Source organism: uncultured Castellaniella sp., assembly GCF_937988725.1.
Lineage (GTDB): Bacteria > Pseudomonadota > Gammaproteobacteria > Burkholderiales > Burkholderiaceae_B > Castellaniella.
Genome location: NZ_CALKHS010000003.1, coordinates 46,020 through 67,995 on the forward strand (window position 1 = coordinate 46,020; position 21,976 = coordinate 67,995).

Genomic DNA, 21,976 nt, shown 5'->3' on the forward strand with positions numbered 1-21,976 from the left:
ATGGCGTCCCCGATCAAACATCTCCAGTTGATCGTTCAGGCGCTTGACGAGCCGGTTCCCGGCGTGAAGCGGTTGCTGTTGGTCGATCAGGATGGTTGGCGATTGCCGGCTTTTCGGCCCGGAGCGCATATCGATCTGCATTTGGACAGCGGTGTGGTGCGCACCTATTCGCTGTGCAATGACCCCGAGGACAACCGGCGATATATCGTTGCCGTGAAAAAGGAAACGAATGGCCGGGGCGGGTCCCGCTATGTTCACGAAACCCTGCAGCCGGGCCAGATCATTGGCGTCTCGGTGCCCAGATGCGGGCTGGAATTCACCGATTCGGCGATGAATGTCTTCATCGCAGGCGGCATCGGCGTCACGCCCTTTGTGTCGGCCATTCGTACGCTGGAGCACCAGGGCAGGGACAACTACGTTCTGCATTGGGCCAGTATGGGGCCGCCCAGCCTGATTGACATGCTGCAGCCGGCGCTCGCGGCAGGGCGTGTGCATCTATATGATACGAGGCAGGTGGCTCCCCCTGATCTGGGAGCGCTCATTGCATGCTATGGCGGCGCCGCCAAAGCCTTCTGTTGCGGACCCGGCGGCATGCTGGATGCTTTTGAGGCTCTGGTGAGTGATTGGCCCGAAGATCGCAAGCATGTCGAGCGCTTTGTCGCGCCCGTCCATGTGCCGGATCCGCGCGCCCACCCCTATCGTGTCGTCCTGGCCAAGAGCGGTCGTGAACAGGAAGTGCTGCCCGAAGTTGGCTTGCTGGCTACCTTGGAATCCATGGAAGCCGACATCATCGTATCGTGCGGAGGCGGGATCTGTGGGGCATGCCGCACGCCCTGGATCGAAGGGCCGCCCATCCACCATGATCGGGTGCTGACGCCCAGAGAGCGTGAACGCGAGGTCTGCGTTTGCGTTGCGGACTGCGTTGGTCCGACGCTGGTGCTCGATATTTAGGCTTGCTGACGACGATTAGGGCCGCAGACAGGACATCGGAGTCGGCCATGAAAAATCCCCGCTGCGGAAAAACCGCAGCGGGGATTTTTCTGGCATGTCCTGGCGCGGCGTTTGACACGCTGCTCCAGGACGGAGCGAGGCAGGGACTTAGAAGCCGCCCATGCCGCCCATGCCACCCATGCCGCCCATGTCGGGCATGGCCGGGGCCGGCTTGTCTTCGACGATCTCGGCCACGGCGGCTTCGGTCGTCAGCAGCAGGCTGGCCACGGACGCGGCATTTTGCAGCGCGGTGCGAGTGACCTTGGTCGGGTCGATGACGCCTTGCTCGACCAGGTCGCCGTATTCGCCGGTTGCGGCGTTGTAGCCGTAGTTGCCTTCGCCCTTTTCAACGGCGTTGACGATCACGCTGGCTTCGTCGCCGGCGTTGCTGACGATGGTGCGCAGCGGGGCTTCGATGGCGCGCAGGACCAGCTTGATGCCGGCGTCCTGGTCGGCGTTGTCGCCCTTGACCTTGGCCACGGCGACCTTGGCGCGGATCAGCGCGACGCCGCCGCCCGGGACGATGCCTTCCTCGACGGCCGCACGCGTGGCGTGCAGGGCGTCTTCGACGCGGGCCTTCTTTTCCTTCATTTCGACTTCGGTGGCGGCACCGACGCGAATCACGGCAACACCGCCGGCCAGCTTGGCGACGCGTTCCTGCAGCTTTTCACGGTCGTAGTCGGACGTGGCTTCCTCGATCTGGGCGCGGATCTGCTTGACGCGCGCTTCGATGTTGGCGGCCTGACCGGCGCCGTCGATGATGGTGGTGTTTTCCTTGGCCACTTCGATGCGCTTGGCCTGGCCCAGCAGATCCAGCGTGGCTTTTTCCAGCGACAGGCCGGTTTCTTCGGAGATCACCGTGCCGCCCGTCAGGATGGCGATGTCTTCCAGCATGGCCTTGCGGCGGTCGCCGAAGCCCGGGGCCTTGACGGCGGTGGTCTTCAGGATGCCGCGGATGTTGTTGACGACCAGGGTGGCCAGGGCTTCGCCTTCGACGTCTTCAGCCACGATCAGCAGCGGACGGCTGGACTTGGCGACTTGTTCCAGCACCGGCAGCAGGTCGCGGATGTTGCTGATCTTCTTGTCGAAGATCAGGATGAACGGGTCTTCCAGGACGGCGACTTGCTTGTCCGGGTTGTTGATGAAGTAGGGCGACAGGTAGCCGCGGTCGAACTGCATGCCTTCGACGACGTCCAGTTCGTTGTCCAGCGACTTGCCGTCTTCGACGGTGATGACGCCTTCCTTGCCGACCTTGTCCATCGCGTTGGCGATGATTTCACCGACGGAGGTGTCGCTGTTGGCCGAGATCGAGCCGACCTGGGCGATGGCCTTGCTGGTGGTGCAGGGCTTGGACAGGGAGTGCAGTTCGTCGACGGCGGCGACCACGGCCTTGTCGATGCCGCGCTTCAGGTCCATGGGGCTGATGCCGGCGGCCACGTATTTCAGGCCTTCTTCGACGATGGCCTGGGCCAGCACGGTGGCGGTGGTGGTGCCGTCACCGGCGTTGTCGGAGGTCTTGGAGGCGACTTCCTTGACCAGCTGGGCGCCGATGTTCTCGAACTTGTCCTTCAGTTCGATTTCCTTGGCGACGGACACGCCGTCCTTGGTCACGGTGGGGGCGCCGAAGGAGCGGTCCAGCACCACGTTGCGGCCCTTGGGGCCCATGGTGGTCTTGACGGCGTTGGCCAGGATGTTGACGCCGCGGACGATGCGGGTGCGGGCGTCGTCACCGAAATAAACTTGCTTTGCAGCCATGTTGAAATTCCTTAGGTGTGAGCGATGAGGCGGCTTACAGGATCACGGCGAGGATTTCTTCCTCGCGGATGACGAGCACTTCGTCGCCATCGACCTTGACGGACTGGCCGGCGTACTTGCCGAACAGGACCTTGTCGCCGACCTTGACGTCGACGGCGACGACTTTGCCGTCTTCGGTCTTCTTGCCGGGGCCGACGGCCAGGACTTCACCCTGATCGGGTTTTTCAGCGGCGCTGTCGGGGATGACGATACCCGAGGCAGTGGTGCGCTCGTTGTCCAGACGCTTGACGATCACGCGATCGTGCAAAGGACGCAGTGCCATGGAGGAACTCCTGTACATAAGAAATTGAGGGATGCGAGGCGGTGCTGTGTTGTTAGCACTCAACCCCATCGAGTGCTAATTATAGGGATGATTGGCGGCATTTCAAGGGGGCGGCAGGGGCAGTTACATTTGGATGCGGTGCGTCGGAAAGGATGCCGAACCACTGGCGCAGCCTGGAGGGCCGATCTGCGCCGGGTCATTACAGTGTTCGTCATGGTTGTAATTTTTTTAGGGATTTCCCGGATGGCTTAGGGGTCGCCGGTGATTCATTTCAACAGCAACGATAAATTTTAGAAATAGATTTGCCGGGCTTCTCCCTCCAAGATGCATTGACTCGCTACCCGACAGACGTGACTGGGTAACGAGCCGAAATCATTACAGGAGAGCCCTCGAATGACTGCTTTTAACGTCGCTCCGATAGGAACCTGCCGCATCCATACGCCGCTGCGCGATGCCGCGGGGCGCTACCCGATCAAGCTGCAGCTCGGCCGCAACTACGGTTTCGTGCACACGGCTGCCGAAGCGCTGCAGCAGGCGCGATTCATGTTCGGCCAGACCGACATCCCCGCCGACGTCCAGCGTCTGGTCTTCCGACCTTCGAGCGGCGGACAGGCTCGCCGCGGCACCCACAATCCGGCCGACTTGTACGTGGTCGAGCTGTCTTCGCGCAAGCTCCTGACCATTGACGGCTTGCCCATCCAGTCCAACTACCTGGTCCGCTATTTCAGCGAGTTCTTCGCCGACCGGGCGCGCACCCGCCAGTTCTGGTCCATGGCCAACGCCGACCGGCTGGCCGAACGCCGCGCCATCCTGGACCAGGACCCGGTCTTCAGCAGCCTCAACGCGGACGATCGTGACCTGCTCGCCCGCATCGTCAAACGCGATGAGACGGACGAGGAGATCGAACAGGAAATGCGCCAGCTCGTCGAGCTGCTGGGCAGGGACAAGGTGGTGTTCGTCACGCACGTCAATGCCACCACGCCGGACAACGCGACCATCGAACAGCGGGCGCAGCTGATCGCTGCCGTGACCGCCGCCGCCCAGCGCATCGGCGTGCCGTGCTACGACCCGACGCCGCTGATGAACAAGATCGGCCAGGCCGACGCGATGGAGGACGGCGGACTCGATCTGACGCACTACACCGCGGTCTTTGCCGAGCGCCTGTACACGGACTGGTACAAGAACTTCATGCGTCCGCGGATGGGCGAATCCGTCCCGCAGCCCGCCGCGCCCAAGCTCGCCGCCGACGAGAGCGCCGAACACATCGAAAAGCTCTGGGACTCCGGCGATCTGCGAGGGGCCTCGTGCCGCGTGCGCGAAGTGCTTCGCCGCCACCCCGGGCTGCCCGATCATGTGCTGCTGTTCGCCCGGATCCAGGGGGAACTGGGCGACTACGAGGGCTCGAAGGCGCTGCTGGACGGCCTGGATGGCGCCCTGGCATCGGGCAGCAAGGCCGAGCAGATCCTGATGCGAAACGAGTTCAAGCTGGGCCACTATGACGTGGCGTACTCGCTGGCGGCCAGCCTGCTGGGCGACGAAATCGAGACGCCGGACATCGTCCGGATCGCGGCGGTGTCCGCGGGCCATCTGGGCTACGTGGACGAAAGCCTGGGCATGTGGAAGCAGTCGTTCCGCATCTCCTCGCCTCAGGACGCGACGGCGGTGGAAGCGGCCGACACGGTGCTGTCGCTGCTGCAGGCTGCCGGCGACATGGAGGCGGCCGTCCGCTGGGTCCATGAAGTGCGCGCGGCGATCCCTGGTTATGGCCGCGGCTTCGCGGTGCTGTGGCGGGACCGGCTGCTGGCGGGGGACCGCGAAGCGCTGCGCGGCCTGGCCTCGGAGCATCCCGCGCTGGAGGACGCCGACGCCCTGGAACTGGTCAAGGAGGCCTCGTGGCGAGGCTGCATCATGGCTGCGGCGACGCTGGCGGTATCTTGCGGCCTGCTCAAGAGCGAGCGGGAGGAGATCGGCGCATGGCTGCGGACGCAATCTTCGGCCTGGGCCGAGGAAGGCAATCGCGCGCTGGAGGAAGGACGCCTGCGCGACGCGGCCGAGCGGATCTGCGCGCACCGTCTGCTCAATCCCGACGAGTTGGCCGGCGTGCGGGCGCAGCGGGCGTTTGAACGCGCGATGCGCCTGGGCGTTCGCGCCGCGCTGGTGGCTGGCAATCACAAGGAAGTGATCGACCTGACCGACCTGGCCATCGACACCAACGTGGACTTCCCCGAACTGCACGCGATGCGCGGCCGCGCCGCCGATGCGCTGGGGGACAAGGAGACCGCGATGCGGCATCTGGGGCGGGCGGCGGCCGGCGAGGCCGCGCCGCTCAGCGCCAAGCTGCACTTCGCGCGGGTCGCGTTCAGCGGCGGCTGGTTCGGCGAAGCCATCGACGCATACAAGGACGTGCTCGCCCATGCGTCCGCCGACCAGAGCGCTCGCGACGAAGCGCAGCGCCAGCTCGGCAGGCTGGGCCCGCGCGCGATCCGCGGCGCCCGCCAGATACTGTCCCAAGGGGACCATCAGGCCGCCTGGAACCTGCTGGAGCGCGTCGCCCGGTCGTGGCCCGAGATGGCGGAAGTGGCTCACGAGAAGCGGCGCATCCTGGCCTATCTGTACGCCGACGCGCGCGCGCTGGAGTCGTCGAGCACGACCGAGCGCCTGGACCTGGGCGAGCGCATCCTGAAGCTCGTGCCCGATGATCCCATCGGCCTGCGTCTTGCCGCCGTGGGCGCCATGCGCCTGCGCCGCTTCGAACAGGCCTTGCCATACTGGAAAAAGCTGAGAGAACGCTCGGATAACCCCGCGCAGTTCGACCGTTACATCGAGCGCTGCGCGGTGTGGATCGAGAAGTTCAATCGGAGAAAGGTGGCATGAGCTCGCCACTGGTTGTCGAGCAAGAGGACGTCACATTCGATCTTAAACAGGCCCAGGCGCAACTGGCGGAAATCGTCGCGGAGTCGGGGCGGGTCCAGATTGCGCAGGAAAATCTGGCCCGGGCGGAGGCGCTGGCCGAGGGGCACATGCAGGACTCGAGGGTCCGCTTCCTTCTGCTTCGATTGCAGGAGCTGGCGGGCCTGAACGAGGGCATGGCCGAGCAATGGGCGACCTTGCTGGAGGAATGCCCCGACGATCTGCTGATCGTCCGCTACTGCGCCACGCGCCTCGTGAAGGAACGGCGCGTCGAAGAGGCCCTGGCGCTGGTCGATCGCCATCTGCCCGAATCCAAGAGCAACGTCGAGCGCCTGTTCGCGCGGGCGAAGCTGCTGAGCGACATCCGTGCGCATGAACAGTCCGACGCCTTGTTCCGCCGGCTGATCTCGCAGCATACGGATCGCAACATGCGTGCCGAGTTCGCCAAGCGCCTGCGCAAACGCGGCTTGCTGGCCGACGCGTTCGAGGTGATCGCGCCGGTGGTCAAGCACCTGGCGCCCGGCAGCAAGGCGGCCGAGCTCGCCGAGGGGCTGGCAAGCGACTATGCGTTCTACCAGCGCTTCGAATCCGAGGAGGCGCTGGCGGGAAAAGACGTCCGGATCGTGTCGATGAAACATGCGATCCTGCACTTCCGGAACCGGAAGATCGCCGAACATGGGCTGGACAAGTCCGTTTCCGTGGCGCTGGTCACCGGCAGCCTGGGCCCCGGCGGCGCCGAACGGCAGCTGACGCGCCTGGCCGGCGAGCTGACCCGCATGGCCAAATCCCGCCGCCGGCGGCCTTGCGCCGACATCCCCCTGCGGCCCAAGAAGGTCGAGGTGCTGGTCAAGCAACACACCGAGCCGACGGGCTCGCCCAAGAAGCAGGACGATTTTTTCCTTCCCGTCCTGGTCAAGGCGCATATTCCTGTCACGGAGATCAACCGCTTGCCGGCCGTCTCGGTGTCCCACCAGACCGTTCCCGAGGGAAACCTGGCCCGTCTGCTGGAGCAACTGCCCCCGCCTGTCCACTATGGCGTGACGCGGCTTGCGCCGGTGCTGCGGGCCAATCCGTTCGACGTGGTGAGCCTGTGGCAGGACGGCACCTGCCTGTTCGGCGCGCTGGCGGCCTTGCTGGCGGGCACTCCGACCATCCACCTGGTGTTCCGCGGCTTGCCGCCGAACATCCGCAAGGATCGCTTTCGCGCCGAGTATCCGGAGCTCTACCAGGCCCTGGCCCAGGTGCCGGGGGTGGTCTTCGTCAGCAACAGCCGCAAGGCCGCGCAAGCCTACGCGGAATGGCTGGACATTCCGATCGAGCGCTTCCACATCCTGTACAACGGCGTGCCCGAACTGCCGACCAACGCGTCGGCCGCCGACAAGGCGCTGTGGAAGGCCTTCCATGCAAGCACGGACGACGCCACGGAAACGATTGGCGGCGTATTCCGGCTGGAACCGGACAAGCGACCACAACTATGGATCAAGCTGGCCGCGCTGTACCTGAAGGAGCGACCGCATGCGCGCTTCGTCATCGTGGGCGACGGGCGTTTGCGCGAGAACATCGAGGCGCTGGCGCAGGAGCTGCACGTGAACGAGCGGCTGTTGCTGGTGGGCCTGTCGAACCACGTCGGCTATTGGTATTCGCGGATGGATGCCAGTGTGCTGCTGTCGCGCTACGAAGGCTTGCCGAACGTGCTGATCGAGGCTCAGCTGCAGGGGGTTCCCGTGGTCTCGACGCCAGCCGGCGGCGCGGGCGAGTGCTTCGTTGAAAACGAGACGGGCCACCTGCTCAGCGACGTCGTTCATCCGGATCTGCACGAGGCGTGCGAGAAGGTCACATCGATGGTGGACAAGGTGCGCAGCAACGAGGACCTGGGGGCGCACAGCCGCCGCCGGGCGCAGAAGCTGTTTTCGCTCGAGGCGATGCTCACCAAGTTCCTGAGTCTGTGCATGCCCGGCATGTCCGAGCACGATGAGCGCATCGATCTCGCGCCGGCCATGGGCCTGATGCGGGCGTGATCGGCGATTGCTCTTTTTGCCGCCAGGCCGCCCTAAGGCAAAAAGCGCCCCCTTGGGGGCAGCAAGCCGAAGGCGCAGCGTGGGGGTTTTTCCAAGCTGCTGGAGTTGAAGGATCTTATGCACATGAAAGTCCCGACCCTGAACGGGCGGCGGCACGCGACCCTGGCCATGCTGCTGCTTGCCGCGCTGACACTCACGGGTTGCCAGCTGCCGCGGTCCGGCCCCATGCTGAGTGAAATGACGGGGGCTCACGATGACAAGGACGTCATCGTGATGCCCGTGTCGCGCGAACTCGCACAGCAGAGCCGGGATCCCGAGGTGGCCAACTTTCCCGCGCGCTATCGCGACCTGACGCAAGCGGGATTCGACCGCCTGGTGCCCGGCGACGGCATCAACGTCAAGGTGTGGGAGCGCGGCGGCCTGGGCGTGTTCGCGTCGGACCCGTCCGGCGTAAGCGACCTGGGCAATCATGAAATCAACCGTTCGGGCCATGTCTCGTTCCCCATCCTCGGCAAATTCCGGGCCGAGGGCCTGACGCTGGAGCAGCTGCATGACGCCATGATGGCTCGCCTGAGCAAGCTTGCGGTGGGCGCCGACATCAGCGTGACACGTGTTGCCGACGAACGCGGGCAGATGGTGACGGTGCAGGGAAACCTGACCAAGCCCGGCATGTATCCCGTCACGCAGACGTCCCAGCGGCTGAGCAGCGTGCTGGCGCAGGCGGCGCCGGTGCAGGAGAATCCGGAGCAGATGGTCATCAGCCTGCGCCGCAATCACCAGGTGGCGTCGGTGCGGCTGTCGGATATCTACCGGAACCAGAACAACGACATCCTGTTGAGGGCGGGGGATGTCATCACCGCCTATGACCCCAAGGAGTTCCTGACCGTGCTGGGGGCGGCTGGCACTCAAGGGCGCGTGGCCATCAGCAAGCGCAATTACAGCGTGCTGGATGCGCTGGCCGATTCCAGGGGGCTGGACGACAAGCTGGCGGATCCGCGTTCCGTGTTCCTGTTCACGCCCGCGAAGGCCGGGGCGGAAGGCAAGCCGGACATGCTGCCCGTGGTCTACCGGTTCGACATGACCCGCCCGGAACAGGTGGCGCTGGCGCGCGAATTCACGGTGCATGAAGGCCAGGCGATCTACATTTCGGACGCGCCGTTCACGCAGGTGCAGAAGGTCCTGTCGGCCTTCCGCTTCACGATGAGCGCGGGCTTCAGCGCCACGAAGGCCATCGACAGCGATACGGGCGCCGGCGCGTCTCTTCCAGCCCAATAGCATGTCGACGAGCAACGAGGACCGGATCAAAGGCTGGCGATCGCGCCGAAAGGGCGGTCACTACACGGTAGGGGCCGGCGTCGCCAGCTGGCGGCTGGATCCGGCCGCGTTGTTCGAAGCCAGGGCCGCGCCGGCCGTGCTGTTCAAGCCCTTGCTCGCCCGCCTGCAGGGCGAGCCGCACGATTCCGTGGCGGCCCGGCGGGCGGTATACGAGGCGGTGCAGGCGGAGCTGGAGGCGGAGATCGCGCGCAGCGCGGTCGATGAAGACCTGGCCAGTTTTTCCCGGCGGCGCCTGCGCATCATCGTGCGCCTCCTGGAACAGGACATCCGTGCGGGCGTGGCGGTATTCGAGCCGGGCTACATGCCTGCCAGGCTGGTGGCCGAGGACGAACGCCTGGCCGCGGCGCATGCGCGGCGCGTGGAGCGGCGCAAGCAGGACGAGGCGCGTGAAGCGCGGCGCCATGCCTCGCGCAACGACATCGCGCTGGAAATCGAGGTGGCGCGGGACGAAGTGGGCGACCTGGCGATCCTGAGGGACCGTCTGCGCGCCCTGCATGAGGGATGCCCGCAGGACGCGGTCGGCACGGTCCGGCCCGTCGGGCGCACGCTGATGGCGATGTTCATCTACCAGGTGCGCGTGATTCAAGGCGAGAGCCGCATCGCCCTGGTGTGGGCGCTGCTGGGCCCCGTCGTGCTGCTGACCTTGATTTCGTCGCTGTATATCCTGATGGGCATGCATTACATCATGGGCATGGACGTGCAGACGTTCGCGCTGTTGGGTGCGACGACCTGGATCATGTTGCGGCAGATCGCCTTCCGGAGCAGCACGGCCTATGTGTCGGCCCGCGGCCTGTTGAACTTCCAGGGCGTCACGCCCTTGATGTGCGCCCTGGTCCAGTCGCTGATCTATGTGTCGATCTATCTGGTGGTGTTCGGGGTGCTGATCAGCGCGGGCCACGCGCTGGGGTTCATCACCTTGCCGATCAGTTGGGCCGGCTTCATTCTTTTCGTCGTGCTGATGGGGGGTTGCGGCGCGGCGATGGGACTGCTGTTCGGGACGATCGCGACCTTCTGGCCCTTCTTTCTGCGGCTCGCGCCGATCATCGAGCGTTTCCTGCAGATCTTCGCGGCCGTCTTTTTCGTATCGGAACAGCTGCCGGAGCAACTGCGCCCATGGATGCTCTGGTCGCCGTTCGCGCATGGCATGCAGCTGCTGCGTTCGGCTTACTTCCTGGCGTATCAGTCGCAGGATGCCAGCCTGGGCTATTTCCTGACCTCGCTGGTGTTCCTGATGGTGGTCGCCCTGATGGCCGAGAGCCTGGCGCGTCCCAATGTCCAGCCGATGTGAGGTAGAACCTGTGCGAGGTCCCTTTCAGTGTTGACAGATTCCGGAAATGTAATCCATCTCAATGGCGTGACCGACGAGCCCTATGCCTTCGGCCGCAGGCAGCCGCTGCTGGCCAATGCCAACCTCGATATCCCGGTCGGGCGCTACGCCTTGCTGTCGCCCGTGCCGGAAATGCATCGCCAGCTGCTGGACGTGCTGTGCGGCCTGCGTCCGCCGCGCCAGGGATTCGTCAAGCACGATGGCAACGTATCGTGGGCGATCGGCCGGCAGGGTTTCATCCGCGGCAAGGCGACCGGCCTGAGCATGATCGATTTCGTCAGCGACATGTACGAGATCGATGCTGATGCGACGTACGAGCTGGTGGCGGATCTGATCAGCGATCCCGGATGCCTGGCCAAGCCCATGGAGCATTGGCCGCTCTACGCGCGGCAGGAGTTTTCATTCGCGCTGGCCTTGGCGCCGGCGTTCGATGTCTACGTGATTGAAGGGAGCATGCCCTTCGAACCCTGTCGTTTCACGCGCCTCTGGCTCGCCCTGTTCGAAGAGCGGCTGGTGAGCCGGACGCTCATTTTCTCTAGTTATCGCCAGAACCAGTTGGCGGACTATTGTTTCAAAGGCTTGATCTATGAACGAAGCGCGCTCCACATCGACGACGACCTCGACCAGTGCCTCCTCAAGTTTCCCCCGCGACGGTCGCGAAGCGACGCCGGAACGCACGGCGACGACCTCGGAGGCAGCCTCGACGAGGGCCAGCTCGGGTTCTGAAGGCGGGTCGGAGATCGAACGCCGTCGCCGCGAGCGGCAGTCGGCGCTGCGCGAGCGCCGCCGCCATCGCTGGATCAACGCGCTGATCGTCGTCGCGCCGGTGGCGCTCGCCCTGGTCTACGTATGCTTCTTCGCCACGCCGCGCTACGAGGCGGAGTCGCGGTTCTTCGTGCAGTCGGCGTCGGGCCAGCAGGGCGGGGCGGGGGCGGCGGCCAGCCTGCTCACCACCGGAAATTCGGGCGGCATGCTCGGCGGATTCGTGGACGGGTGGGCGGTCGCCGACTTCTTGAAGTCGCGCGACAGCATGCGGCAGCTCGATCAGAAGGTCGACCTGCGCCGCTATCTGACGAACACCGGATGGGATCCGCTGAATCACCTGTCCGAGGATTCCAGCGAGGATGATCTGTACCGGGCCTACCAGGCCTCGGTGCATGTCTCGTTCAACGCCCTGGAGCAGATCGATGTGCTGCGGGTCAGCGCGTTTTCCCCGGAAGCCGCGGCCACGCTTTCCAAGGCGCTGATCGGCCTGGCCGAGGAATTCGTCAATACCATGAACGAGAAGGGCGTCGCCGACAAGCTGACGGTGAGCCAGGAGGCGGTCAAGCTGGCGGAGCAGAAAGCGCTCGCGGCCCGGGACACGCTGACGACATGGCGCACGGCGCATGGAAACGTCGATCCCGCCGCCACGGTGTCGATGCTGTTGAATCTGTCCAGCCAGCTGGAAGGGGAGCTCAGCACCGCGCAGATCAGGCTGGACAAGATCCAGGCCTTGAACAACAAAGATCACTTCATGCTCAAGCCCGCCGAGCAGCAGGTCGCCACCCTGAAAAGGCGGCTCGCGTCCGTGCGCGATCGTCTGAGCGGAGGCGGCAATGCGGAAGTCAAGCTGCTCAAATCGTACGAGGCGCTGCGCAATGCCCAGGCGTTCGCGGACTCGAACCTGACCCTGGCGCAGCAATCGTACCAACAGGCCATGACGGACACTTTGCGCTTGCAGCGGTATCTGTCCATCATCGCGCAACCGGTTCCCACGGACCGGCCCAGCAGCCCGCGCACGGCGATCCTGTTGTTGCAGGCGCTCGCGCTGGGCTTCGTGCTCATGTTCATCGCTCGCGTGGCGATGGCTTTGTTGAGAGGACTCCGCCATGGTTGACACGGCTATGGAGAATCGTCGGCCCGCGGCTGACGCCGACCCGCGGGACGCCACCGCCCGCTTGCGCGAAATCATCGGGCGCATCCGCGACGCGGCCGACCCCGAGCGCGACATGGCTGCGCTCGAACCGGCGTTGCGACAGGCCAGGGACGGCTGGCGCGATGTCCGGCGATTGCTGGTTTCGCCCTTCGTGCGCGAGGGTCGGCTCGGGCCCGCGATCGCCGCGCTGGGCGTGCTGATCGCCGTCCATCCGTCGCGCGCCGAAGACCGCCGCCTGCTCGCCAGTCTGTTCGGGCGCATGGAGCAGTGGGATCGGGCGGTTGCCGAGGCGGATGCCGCCGCCGACATCGAGCCCGGCAACGCGGCCTTGCATGCCGGCCGGATTCAATTGCGCGTGCAGGCGGGCCGGGTGGCCGAGGCGGCCGAAGTCGCCCGCGCAACCCTTGCCCTGGCCCGGAACGAGCCGGGCGAAGCGTATGCCTGGATGATGGCTTTCGTGCGCAACGGCGATGCGGCCGAAGCGGCAGGCATCGCGGCGTCGCTGGATCCGGCCGCGCTGCCGAATGAACGCGTGGCGACGATGGCCGTGCGCGCCCTGATGGAGGATGGCCGCATTGCGGCGGCAATCCAGCTTGGCGACGCCGCGCTGCGCGCGGGCCACGATTGCGCGGCGCTGCGTTCGTCGCTCGGGCTCTCGCACCTGCGGCGCGGCACGGAAGAAGATCGCAAGGTGCATGCGGCGGCGCATTTCGAAGCGGGCTTGGGGATGGCGCCGGAGGACGTGAGGCTGTTGACGCTTTATGGGGAAACCCTGTTGCGCGCGGGCCGCTACCAGGAAGCGGTGGGGCCGCTGGCGCGGGTCATCGAACTGGCGCCGGAACTGGAACAGACGCGCGCCCTGTATGCCCGCGCGCTGCGCCACACCCTGCAGTATGGCGATGCGGCTGATCAGTGGATGAGACTGGTCGAGAAATCACCGGACAAGCTGCTGTGGCAGCGGGCCGCCATCGGCGCGCTCACTCAAGCGGGCCGCAGACAGGAGGCCGGGGCGCTGTTCTCGCAGTACATCGCCACGCGCAGTGCGCGGCTGCCGGACACCTTCCAGGAAGCCCTGGCCCGCATGGAGGAAAAACTGGATACCGCGCCCATTCCGCAGGCGCGGCTGGACTGGGCCTGGTCGCTGCGTGGCGATACGTCCATCGATCGCGCAACCTGGGAGCGCCGGGCGCGCTGGGGCCATATGATCGACCATCTGCTGCTCGATTGGCTCGAATGCCGCGAGGAGCGCGCCGAAGAGGCCATGTACCTGCTGGGCGAACTCGACACCGGCGAACGTTTTTTTGCGCCGCTGCTGGCGGCTGGCCGCGGTGTCGTGGTCGCCACGGCGCACGTGGGCCCCATGTACGCCGGCTTGATGGCCATGGAGCTGGTGGGCATTCCGTCTCGCTGGCTGGCGACGGCGCCCAGCATCGCCCGCAGCAGTTATGCCCAAGCGCTGATCTCCACCGCCGATCAGACCGAGGCCCAGGTCGCCAAGGCCTGCATGCGCGCGATCAACGAGGGCTACGTGCTGTGCCTGGCCATCGATGGCGCAATCAATCCCGCCGCGCCGCGCACGACCTTCGAAGGGCAGGACGTGACGTACTCCGGTTTTGCGTCCCATCTGGCGTATCGCTTGAACGTGCCGTCGGTGTTCTACGTGCCCCGCTGGGAGAGCGGCCGCATGTCCTACACGCTCGCGATGCTGCCGTCGCCCGATCCGGGCGAGGATGCGCAAGCCTATTCGCTGCGCTGGCAGAAGGCGTATTTCGAACGGCTTCGGGAGCACTTGGCCAGCGAGCCGGAGAACCTGCGCCTGAGCGGCGGCATCTGGCGCCATGTGACGCCCGCGGACCGGTCCGCGCAAGAATAGGCGGCTTCGATGCTTGCGCGAACGCACGCGATGATCTGGCTGCTGGCGCTGGCCGCGCTGTGCGGCGGCCCGGCGGCGGCCGGCGAGCGGTGCGCGGCGCCGGATGAACACTGCCCGTTCGTTTCCGCCTTGTTGCAACAGCGCGAAGGCTATGGCGCCAAGGCCACGGGCGGGCTGGGCGGCGAGTTCATCGAGGTGACATCCGACCGGGATGCGGGGCCCGGTACGCTGCGCGCCGCGCTGAAGCGGGCCCGCAAAGGGCGGGCGTGGATACGCTTTGCTGCCGACATGACCATCGTCCTGGATTCGCAGTTGCGCGTGCCGTCCGACACGACCATAGACGGACGCGGCCGGCGGGTGGTCCTGATCGACGATGGCCTGGGTGTGTATGGAAGCCGGAACGTCATCCTGACGCATCTGACGATAGACGGGCGCCTGAATCGGCTTACGCAAGCCGTGAACGTGGCCAATGGCAGCCGCGACGTGTGGGTCGATCACATGGACCTGTCGCGCATGTCCGACCGCCTGTTGAATGTGAAGAACGGTTCGACCGACGTGACGATCTCGTGGACCAAGTTCCATGACTCGAACAAGGTGATGCTGCTCAACAACATCACCTCGAAGAACCTGTTTCACAACTACGCGCGCGATTCGATCGCACGCGTGACGCTGCACCACAACTATTTCTTCAACACCGTGCAGCGCAACCCCAGGGCGCAGTTCGGCACTTTCCACCTGTTCAACAATCTGGTGGAGAACTGGGATTTCTACGGCATGAGCTTCAGCCTGGAGGCCAAGGCCCTGGTCGAGGGCAACATCTTCAACAACGACTCCCGGCGCAAGTGCGTGGAGCCGGCGTTCTTTCCCACGGTGGAAGGCATCAATGTGAATTACTGCCGCTATATCTCCAGCGCGCCCGGACGCAGCGCGCTGGGCAACGGCGAATCCGATCGCGGGGCCTACGAGAAACTGAAGTCCCGATACGGCTATACCCGCGGCTACAAGGCCTTTCTGCGCTTGAAGGACAACCTGTATCTTGGCGATGCGAAGCCGGTGCTGCGGGACTACCGTCCTGAATCGGTTCCGGCGCCTCCGTACTGCTACGGTTACGACGAGCCGACGCAGGCCCTGGCCGAGAAGATACGAAAGTTTGCGGGCAACACGCCCGCGGACGATCCGCCGCCCGAATCGCGCGCAGCCATGCATTGTCCGGGCTGAAGCGGGGGCGCCTCAAAGGCACTCATGCGCCCCCCGGGCGATGGCCCGGGCCAGGCGCGCGATCGTTTCCGGCTTCCCGAGACGGATTTCCTCGCGGGGATTGACGATGACGCCCGCCTCGATCAGGACGGCGGCCATGGGCGCCGTCCGCAGCACCGCCAGGCCGTCGTAGCGGTGGACGCCCAGGCGGCGATCGACGAAGGGGCGGTTCTCGCCTTCGATCGGTTCGGCATGGTATCGGGACGGGTGCTCGCCCGCCGCCTGCAGACGTTCGCCGATGCGTCGGGCGCACCTCAGGCTTTGGGCGGGGCGGGGGTTCAGGCTCGAGACGAAGATCGAATATCCGGCGAATTCGGCCTGGCGGCCCGCCCGGAGATATCGCGCCTGCACCGAATCGTGGTGAATCGAGACGAGCAGGTCGGCGTCCGGGGCGCCCGCCGCGCGCCGGCCCGGCGGGATGTCCGCGCCGACGCCCTCGACCCGGGTCGTCCGGTCGCCCAGCGCGGCAAGCGCGTGAGCGAGGGCGGCGGCCAGGTCCCGGTTGTACAGATACTCGGCGCGGCCGCTGGCGCCCGTCGCGCCCGGGCGTTCCGGGCCGTGGCCCGCGTCCACCAGGATGTGCGCGGCATGCGCCGGCCAGATGCAGCACAGGGCCAGCAACAGGGCCGGCGAGGCGCGGGCGGGAAGTCCGCGAAGAGGACAGGATGGCGTCAAGGGGCGATCCTTCGGAATGAGGAGGCCATGCCTGCAGTGTAAGACCGGGGGGCGGGGAAACCTCGGAATCTTCATGCCGACTGCGAGGTCTGTGCCGCTTCCTCGGTGCTCCTGGGCGGGCCGCCATTTGTCAAAGACCGCGCTGCGGCGATAATCAGGGCACGCATGGGTTGTCTCGATCGGGCGCCCCTGCGGATGGATGAGGATAGGGAATGGTACATCTGATCATGCTGCTCCTGGGCGTCGGCTACCTGCGGCGGCGCGCGCGTGCGCTCTCCGTCGCCGGGTGGATCTTCATCGTCGCGGGGCTCGTCGTGGGCGTGGATGCGCTGGATGGCGCGCCGTATTTCCCCATGAACCTGTTCGCCGCCCTGCTGATGCTGGAAGGGCTGGCGACATTGATGGTCGCCCAGTCCGGCGTCGGGGGACAGCGCGTGTTGCGATACGCCAAAGGCACCTTCGTGCTGCTGGCGGGCGGCATGATCCTGGCGGGGCATCATCACGGGAATCAACTGCTGGCGCTGACCTTTGGCTTGCTGTTCCTGGCGGATGGCCTGCTGCAGTGCACGGCGGCCTATGTCGTGCGCTACGAGCGCTGGCGGTATGCGATGGCGGCCGGCATCGCGGAGATCCTGCTGGCGATTTTCATCTTCCAGCCGTATCCGACGCATTACGTCGGCACGGCCCCCTATTGTCTGGGATTGTTCTTGATGTTCACCGGGGCCTGGATGCTGATGCTCTCGAAGCGCGTGCGGAACATGCAGACCAACCCGGCGCTGGAGGACAACCCGACCGCGGGCGCCGCGCCGATGCGGCCCGAGCTGCCTCGAGGCGGCACCTTTGACGGCCCGCCCGCGGATCACGAACACGCGCTCACCGTGCATGTCTGGACGCCGACCGGTTCGGCGAAGACCGCCACGCGCCGCCAGCCGATCATCGACCGCTATATCGCCGCCGTCGACGTCAACGGCGTCGTCTCCACCGGGCACGCGGCCCTGGAAGCTCCGGAAGGGGTTTACATCAGCCTGTACCCCGCCGAGGAGATCGATCATTCGCCGGAGCAGTTCGGCGCGCTGCTCAAGGCCACGGCGGAAAACAACGTGCCGGGAATATTTCAGCCGGACTATGCGACGGAGTCCGCAGCCTGGTGTCCTTCCACCGCCAAAGTCAGGATCCGCAACTATGGCGCCAGGAAGCTGCAGGCCTTCTGGGCCGACTATCGCCGCGATACGACCTACAACCTGACGCATCGCAATTGTTCCAGTTCCGTGGCGTATGCCCTGGAGGCGGCCCTGGACGGCGCCGTGGGACGCCTGCATGAGGGCAATACGAGCTGGCGCATCCTGTTGCGGCTGTTGCTGACGCCCGAACTCTGGGTCGCCGCGCAGATACGCAAGCGCGCGATGACGATGGCCTGGACGCCGGGCCTGACCCTGGACTACGCCAGAGCCTTGAGCATGCTGGCGGATCCCCGGCCGTTCGCATGGTCGGGCGTCTTGCGGACTTTGCGGCGACGCGCCCCCTGACGGCCGGGCCTCGCGTTCCGGGCCTCTGTTACAGCTTGAAGTGCGGAACCCCGTGGCGCCGGTGTACTGTAGGAAGGCTTCTCATCGACAATCAGACGGGGCGCCGCCCCCGCCTTCAGAAGGAGAATGAACATGGGAATGACACACAAGATCGCCCTGGCTGCCGCCCTGGGCCTGAGCGTCGCGACCCTGGCGGGGTGCTCCGTCGCCAATCATCAGGAATCCATGGGCGAATACGTCGATGGCTCCGTGGTGACCACCCGGGTCAAGGCCAGCATCGCCGATGACCTCGGGGCGGGTCCGGCGGCCAACATCAATGTGAAGACCATTCAGGGCGGCATCGTCCAGCTCTCTGGCTTTGCCAAGACCCAGAAGGAAAAGGACCGTGCCGGCCAGGTTGCCAGTTCGGTCCACGGCGTCAAGGAAGTCCACAACAACATCGTCGTGGCGCCCTGATCGCCCGGGATCCGGCGGCTTGCTGGCGACCCTGCATCGCGCCGGAGCAAGCCGCCGGCCAAGCGCCGCGAAGGCGCGGGAAGATGAGCCGGATGCCGGCTACAAGCGCCGTCCGCTGATCAGTCGCACGAGGATCATGACCACGGCGATCACCAGCAGAATGTGAATGAACCCGCCGATAGTGTACGAACTGACCAGTCCCAACAGCCACAGGATCAGCAGGACGACGGCAATGGTATAGAGCATGTGTTTTCCCTTCTTGTTCGTATGGTCGGATATTGATATTGCCGGGCGGCCGTCCGCCTGAATGCCGGCCGGCCGCCCGGAAGGACGTCATGCAGGGTTATTGCGGAGCGCCGCCTCCGCCACCGGCAGGAGCTCCGCCGCCACCGGCGGGCGCTGGAGACCCCATGGGCGCGGGCTGCGACTGGGATTGCGCGGCCTCTTTCTCCTTGGACTGTTTATCGGCCAGCGTCACATAGGCCGGAGCCTTTTCCAGTTCTTCCTTGCTCATGTGCACGACGGCGGTCTTGGCCTGGGTGTTGAATTCCACCTTGTCCAGCGGCACCCCCACGTCCTTGGAGCCGATCCCCAGGAAGCCGCCCACGCCGATCAGCACGTTGACGGTCTTCTGGTCCTGGTTCAGCACCAGATCGGTGACTTTCCCGATGTCCTGGGCCTTGTCGCCCGTGCCGTTCCTGACTGGCATACCGAGGATATTGCTGGCCAGCATCTGGGATGCTTCCTGCTGACCGGCGGATGCATCGCCGGATGCGCCGCTGGCTGTCGGCGCGGGGGTGGAAGCAGGGCCTGAGCCGGTCTGGGCGAACCCGGTTCCGGCCAACGTCATCGACATCACGGCCATTGCGGCCAGAGTATGTTTTGCTCGCATAAGACGTATCCTCCGTAAAGTGAGAAGGCAGTACTTTCACGCTACCCCCCGTCTTTCGAGACCGTCAACGACCAGATGACTATAACTGTTAGCAATTATTCAGCCGCCATTTTCGGGGCGGTCCGCGCTGAAAACCGGCTGAAAGACGGTGAAGCGCCCGTCACCGGCCATTGGCAATCCCGGATATGATGTCCAGACCGGCGGGATGGAACGCCTTCTTTAAGATGTGGGTACGATTCCGGAGGTCTTGTTGCACGTTTTGCCGGTATTCTGATAGTCAATTCCAATCGTAACAATAAAAACTATCAATTTTACTTATCAATAGGGATTGCCTACACTAGATCCCGTAGCCACTGAGGCAACGTCCTGAACCAACCACAAGGAGTCCTTATGTCCCTGATCAACACCACGATCAAGCCCTTCAAAGCCACCGCCTATCACAATGGCAAGTTCGTCGAGGTCAGCGACCAGACCGTCGCCGGCAAATGGGCAGTGTTTGTGTTCTACCCCGCCGACTTCACCTTCGTGTGCCCCACCGAATTGGAAGACCTGGCCGACCACTACGCTGAATTCCAGAAGCTGGGCGTGGAAGTCTATTCCGTGTCCACCGACACCCATTTCGCCCACAAGGCCTGGCACGACACGTCCGAAGCCATCAAGAAGGTCAGCTACCCGATGATCGGCGACCCGACCCACGCCCTGTCGCGCAACTTCGACGTGCTGATCGAAGAAGAAGGCATCGCCCTGCGCGGCACCTTCGTGGTCAACCCGGCCGGCGAGATCAAGGTCCTGGAAATCCACGACAACGGCATCGGCCGCGATGCGTCCGAACTGCTGCGCAAGGTCAAGGCCGCCCAGTACATCGCCGCTCACCCGGGCGAAGTCTGCCCGGCCAAGTGGGAAGAAGGCGCCAAGACCCTGACCCCGTCCCTGGATCTGGTCGGCAAGATCTGATCTCCGTCGCCTGACGGCGCGCGGCGGCAGGAGCCGCCCGCGTCCCTCGCGATGCGAAGCGGCCCGTCCGCGGGCGGGCCGCCCGTTTTCTCCCCGTGCATTTGATTGGGCAGTGCCATAATGGCTTGTCCGGGGGAAGTTTTTTCCAAAAAGGTGTGAATATGCTGGATGCAAACCTCAAAGGACAATTGGGAACCTATCTCGAGCGGGTCACTCTGCCGGTCGAGCTGCGCGCCTCCCTGGATGGAAGCACCCAGGCGCAGGAATTGCGCGTCTTTCTGGAAGAAATCGCCAGTCTGTCCGACAAGCTGTCCGTATCGGAAGTCGCGGCCGCCGATGGTCGCAGCCCTTCGTTTGAAATCGCCCGCGCCGGCAGCGACATCGGCGTGCGCTTCGCGGGCATTCCGCTGGGCCACGAGTTCACCTCGCTGGTGCTGGCGCTGCTGCAGGTCGGCGGCCATCCGCCCAAGCTGGACGATGCCGTGATCGAGCAGATCCGCGCGCTGCCGGGCGACTACCAGTTCGAAACCTATTTCTCCCTGTCGTGCCAGAACTGCCCGGACGTGGTGCAGGCGCTGAATGCGATGTCGGTCATCAACCCGCGCATCCGCCACGTGGCCATCGACGGCGCCCTGTTCCAGGCCGAAGTGCAGAAGCGCGAGATCCTGTCCGTGCCGGCGGTCTTCCTGAATGGCGAGCTGTTCCATCAGGGCCGCGCCGGGGTCGAGGAATTCCTGGCGAAGCTGGATGCCGGCAATGACGACGCCAAGGTCGAAGCCCTGAACGCCCGCGAAGAATTCGACGTGCTGGTGGTGGGCGGCGGCCCCGCCGGCGCGGCGGCGGCCGTCTATGCGGCCCGCAAGGGCATCCGCACCGGCGTCGTGGCTGAACGCTTCGGCGGCCAGGTGCTGGATACCATGGCGATCGAGAACTACATCTCGGTGCTGGAAACCGAAGGCCCCAAATTCGGCGTGGCGCTGGAACAGCACGTCAAGGCCTACGAAGTGGACATCATGAACCTGCAGCGGGCCACGCGCCTGGTGCCGGGCAAGTCCATCCAGGTGGAACTGGCCAGCGGCGCCGTGCTGAAGGCCAAGAACGTCATCCTGTCCACGGGGGCCCGCTGGCGCCAGATCAACGTGCCGGGCGAGGACGAATACCGTAATCGCGGCGTGGCCTACTGCCCGCACTGCGACGGTCCCCTGTTCAAGGGCAAGCGCGTGGCGGTCATCGGCGGCGGCAATTCGGGCGTCGAGGCGGCGATCGATCTGGCCGGCATCGTCGGCCACGTGACCCTGATCGAGTTCGGCGATGCCTTGCGCGCCGACGAGGTCCTGCAGCGCAAATTGCGCAGCCTGCCCAACGTCGTCGTTCTGACGTCGGCGCAGACCACGGAAATCCACGGCGACGGCAAGCGCGTCACGAGCCTGAGCTACAAGGATCGCAGCAGCGGAGACGTCCATCAGGTGGAGCTGGAAGGCGTGTTCATCCAGATCGGCCTGGTGCCCAACACCGAATGGCTGAAGGGCGTGGTGGACCTGACGCAGCACGGCGAAATCGTGGTCGATGCGCGCGGCCAGACCTCGGTGCCGGGCGTGTTCGCCGCCGGCGACGCGACGACGGTGCCTTACAAGCAGATCATCATCGCCGCCGGCGATGGCGCCAAGGCCGCCTTGTCCGCCTTCGACCACCTGATCCGCAGCTCGGTGGACGCGGACGCGGTCGCCGCCGCCTGATCGGCGTCCCGGTCTCCATCGAACGCGCAGCC

The 21,976-nt window shown here is 65.3% G+C and carries 18 protein-coding genes; 13 read left to right on the forward strand and 5 right to left on the reverse strand.

Going from position 1 to position 21,976, the window contains the following annotated elements; translation table 11 throughout:
• Positions 1 to 951 (forward strand): PDR/VanB family oxidoreductase, encoded by a 951-nt coding sequence (locus tag Q0263_RS01620; RefSeq protein WP_298012726.1) that lies wholly within the window; start codon positions 1 to 3, stop codon positions 949 to 951.
• Positions 952 to 1,098: 147 nt separating this feature from the next.
• On the opposite strand, the gene groL is transcribed toward Q0263_RS01620, so the two are convergent.
• Entirely contained in the window at positions 1,099 to 2,745 is a 1,647-nt protein-coding gene (groL, locus tag Q0263_RS01625) for a chaperonin GroEL (protein WP_298012728.1), read from the reverse strand.
• 34 nt (positions 2,746 to 2,779) lie between these two features.
• Entirely contained in the window at positions 2,780 to 3,067 is a 288-nt protein-coding gene (locus Q0263_RS01630; RefSeq protein ID WP_298012730.1) for a co-chaperone GroES, read from the reverse strand.
• A 393-nt stretch (positions 3,068 to 3,460) separates the two neighbouring features.
• Here Q0263_RS01630 and Q0263_RS01635 point away from each other — a divergent pair, with 393 nt between their 5' ends.
• The 8 genes from Q0263_RS01635 to Q0263_RS01670 all read left to right on the forward strand — a co-directional run bounded on the left by Q0263_RS01635 (position 3,461) and on the right by Q0263_RS01670 (position 15,666).
• Positions 3,461 to 5,941 carry a hypothetical protein gene (locus Q0263_RS01635; protein ID WP_298012732.1) on the forward strand — a complete coding sequence of 827 codons (2,481 nt, stop codon included), beginning with the start codon at positions 3,461 to 3,463 and terminating at the stop codon, positions 5,939 to 5,941.
• Positions 5,938 to 7,995, forward strand: coding sequence for a glycosyltransferase (locus Q0263_RS01640; RefSeq protein WP_298012734.1), 2,058 nt, complete (start codon positions 5,938 to 5,940; stop codon positions 7,993 to 7,995). Before Q0263_RS01635 ends, Q0263_RS01640 begins: the two co-directional genes overlap by 4 nt.
• Positions 7,996 to 8,112: 117 nt before the next feature.
• Positions 8,113 to 9,270, forward strand: coding sequence for a polysaccharide biosynthesis/export family protein (locus Q0263_RS01645; protein ID WP_298012736.1), 1,158 nt, complete (start codon positions 8,113 to 8,115; stop codon positions 9,268 to 9,270).
• 1 nt (position 9,271) lies between these two features.
• Positions 9,272 to 10,618 (forward strand): sugar ABC transporter permease, encoded by a 1,347-nt coding sequence (locus tag Q0263_RS01650; protein ID WP_298012738.1) that lies wholly within the window; start codon positions 9,272 to 9,274, stop codon positions 10,616 to 10,618.
• Positions 10,619 to 10,684: 66 nt separating this feature from the next.
• The gene (locus tag Q0263_RS01655) at positions 10,685 to 11,383 is read left to right on the forward strand and encodes an ATPase (RefSeq protein ID WP_298012740.1); all 699 of its coding nucleotides are present in this window, start codon (positions 10,685 to 10,687) and stop codon (positions 11,381 to 11,383) included.
• Between the two features lie 100 nt (positions 11,384 to 11,483).
• Positions 11,484 to 12,536 (forward strand): sugar ABC transporter, encoded by a 1,053-nt coding sequence (locus Q0263_RS01660; protein ID WP_298013362.1) that lies wholly within the window; start codon positions 11,484 to 11,486, stop codon positions 12,534 to 12,536.
• Positions 12,529 to 14,448: a Vi polysaccharide transport protein VexE gene (locus Q0263_RS01665; protein ID WP_298012742.1), complete on the forward strand. Its 1,920-nt coding sequence runs from the start codon at positions 12,529 to 12,531 to the stop codon at positions 14,446 to 14,448. Before Q0263_RS01660 ends, Q0263_RS01665 begins: the two co-directional genes overlap by 8 nt.
• A 9-nt stretch (positions 14,449 to 14,457) precedes the next feature.
• Complete coding sequence (locus Q0263_RS01670) at positions 14,458 to 15,666, forward strand: polysaccharide lyase family 1 protein (RefSeq protein WP_298012743.1); 1,209 nt, start codon at positions 14,458 to 14,460, stop codon at positions 15,664 to 15,666.
• A gap of 12 nt (positions 15,667 to 15,678) precedes the next feature.
• Here the strand turns inward: Q0263_RS01670 and Q0263_RS01675 are convergent, their stop codons facing one another.
• On the reverse strand, positions 15,679 to 16,329 hold the full coding sequence (locus tag Q0263_RS01675; RefSeq protein ID WP_298013364.1) for an N-acetylmuramoyl-L-alanine amidase: 651 nt from the start codon (positions 16,327 to 16,329) through the stop codon (positions 15,679 to 15,681).
• 263 nt (positions 16,330 to 16,592) lie between these two features.
• Here Q0263_RS01675 and Q0263_RS01680 point away from each other — a divergent pair, with 263 nt between their 5' ends.
• Positions 16,593 to 17,906, forward strand: coding sequence for a DUF308 domain-containing protein (locus Q0263_RS01680; protein ID WP_298012745.1), 1,314 nt, complete (start codon positions 16,593 to 16,595; stop codon positions 17,904 to 17,906).
• A 132-nt stretch (positions 17,907 to 18,038) separates the two neighbouring features.
• Positions 18,039 to 18,362: a BON domain-containing protein gene (locus Q0263_RS01685; protein ID WP_298012747.1), complete on the forward strand. Its 324-nt coding sequence runs from the start codon at positions 18,039 to 18,041 to the stop codon at positions 18,360 to 18,362.
• A 99-nt stretch (positions 18,363 to 18,461) separates the two neighbouring features.
• Here Q0263_RS01685 and Q0263_RS01690 read toward each other — a convergent pair whose 3' ends face one another.
• Positions 18,462 to 18,608, reverse strand: coding sequence for a lmo0937 family membrane protein (locus tag Q0263_RS01690; RefSeq protein ID WP_298012749.1), 147 nt, complete (start codon positions 18,606 to 18,608; stop codon positions 18,462 to 18,464).
• Positions 18,609 to 18,705: 97 nt separating this feature from the next.
• On the reverse strand, positions 18,706 to 19,254 hold the full coding sequence (locus tag Q0263_RS01695) for a PRC-barrel domain-containing protein (RefSeq protein WP_298012751.1): 549 nt from the start codon (positions 19,252 to 19,254) through the stop codon (positions 18,706 to 18,708).
• A gap of 390 nt (positions 19,255 to 19,644) precedes the next feature.
• Between Q0263_RS01695 and ahpC the strand changes: the two genes are divergently transcribed.
• Positions 19,645 to 20,208: an alkyl hydroperoxide reductase subunit C gene (gene ahpC, locus Q0263_RS01700; RefSeq protein WP_298012754.1), complete on the forward strand. Its 564-nt coding sequence runs from the start codon at positions 19,645 to 19,647 to the stop codon at positions 20,206 to 20,208.
• Positions 20,209 to 20,369: 161 nt separating this feature from the next.
• Positions 20,370 to 21,944: an alkyl hydroperoxide reductase subunit F gene (gene ahpF, locus Q0263_RS01705; protein ID WP_298012755.1), complete on the forward strand. Its 1,575-nt coding sequence runs from the start codon at positions 20,370 to 20,372 to the stop codon at positions 21,942 to 21,944.
• Positions 21,945 to 21,976 lie beyond the last annotated feature (32 nt).

Excerpts from the sequence above, each read along its gene's own strand:
- Q0263_RS01620 (WP_298012726.1), top strand. The coding sequence starts at position 1 with ATGGCGTCCCCGATCAAACATCTCCAGTTGATCGTTCAGGCGCTTGAC.
- groL (WP_298012728.1), bottom strand. The coding sequence starts at position 2,745 with ATGGCTGCAAAGCAAGTTTATTTCGGTGACGACGCCCGCACCCGCATC.
- Q0263_RS01630 (WP_298012730.1), bottom strand. The coding sequence starts at position 3,067 with ATGGCACTGCGTCCTTTGCACGATCGCGTGATCGTCAAGCGTCTGGAC.
- Q0263_RS01635 (WP_298012732.1), top strand. The coding sequence starts at position 3,461 with ATGACTGCTTTTAACGTCGCTCCGATAGGAACCTGCCGCATCCATACG.
- Q0263_RS01640 (WP_298012734.1), top strand. The coding sequence starts at position 5,938 with ATGAGCTCGCCACTGGTTGTCGAGCAAGAGGACGTCACATTCGATCTT.
- Q0263_RS01645 (WP_298012736.1), top strand. The coding sequence starts at position 8,113 with ATGCACATGAAAGTCCCGACCCTGAACGGGCGGCGGCACGCGACCCTG.
- Q0263_RS01650 (WP_298012738.1), top strand. The coding sequence starts at position 9,272 with ATGTCGACGAGCAACGAGGACCGGATCAAAGGCTGGCGATCGCGCCGA.
- Q0263_RS01665 (WP_298012742.1), top strand. The coding sequence starts at position 12,529 with ATGGTTGACACGGCTATGGAGAATCGTCGGCCCGCGGCTGACGCCGAC.
- Q0263_RS01670 (WP_298012743.1), top strand. The coding sequence starts at position 14,458 with ATGCTTGCGCGAACGCACGCGATGATCTGGCTGCTGGCGCTGGCCGCG.
- Q0263_RS01680 (WP_298012745.1), top strand. The coding sequence starts at position 16,593 with ATGGTACATCTGATCATGCTGCTCCTGGGCGTCGGCTACCTGCGGCGG.
- Q0263_RS01685 (WP_298012747.1), top strand. The coding sequence starts at position 18,039 with ATGGGAATGACACACAAGATCGCCCTGGCTGCCGCCCTGGGCCTGAGC.
- Q0263_RS01690 (WP_298012749.1), bottom strand. The coding sequence starts at position 18,608 with ATGCTCTATACCATTGCCGTCGTCCTGCTGATCCTGTGGCTGTTGGGA.
- Q0263_RS01695 (WP_298012751.1), bottom strand. The coding sequence starts at position 19,254 with ATGCGAGCAAAACATACTCTGGCCGCAATGGCCGTGATGTCGATGACG.
- ahpC (WP_298012754.1), top strand. The coding sequence starts at position 19,645 with ATGTCCCTGATCAACACCACGATCAAGCCCTTCAAAGCCACCGCCTAT.
- ahpF (WP_298012755.1), top strand. The coding sequence starts at position 20,370 with ATGCTGGATGCAAACCTCAAAGGACAATTGGGAACCTATCTCGAGCGG.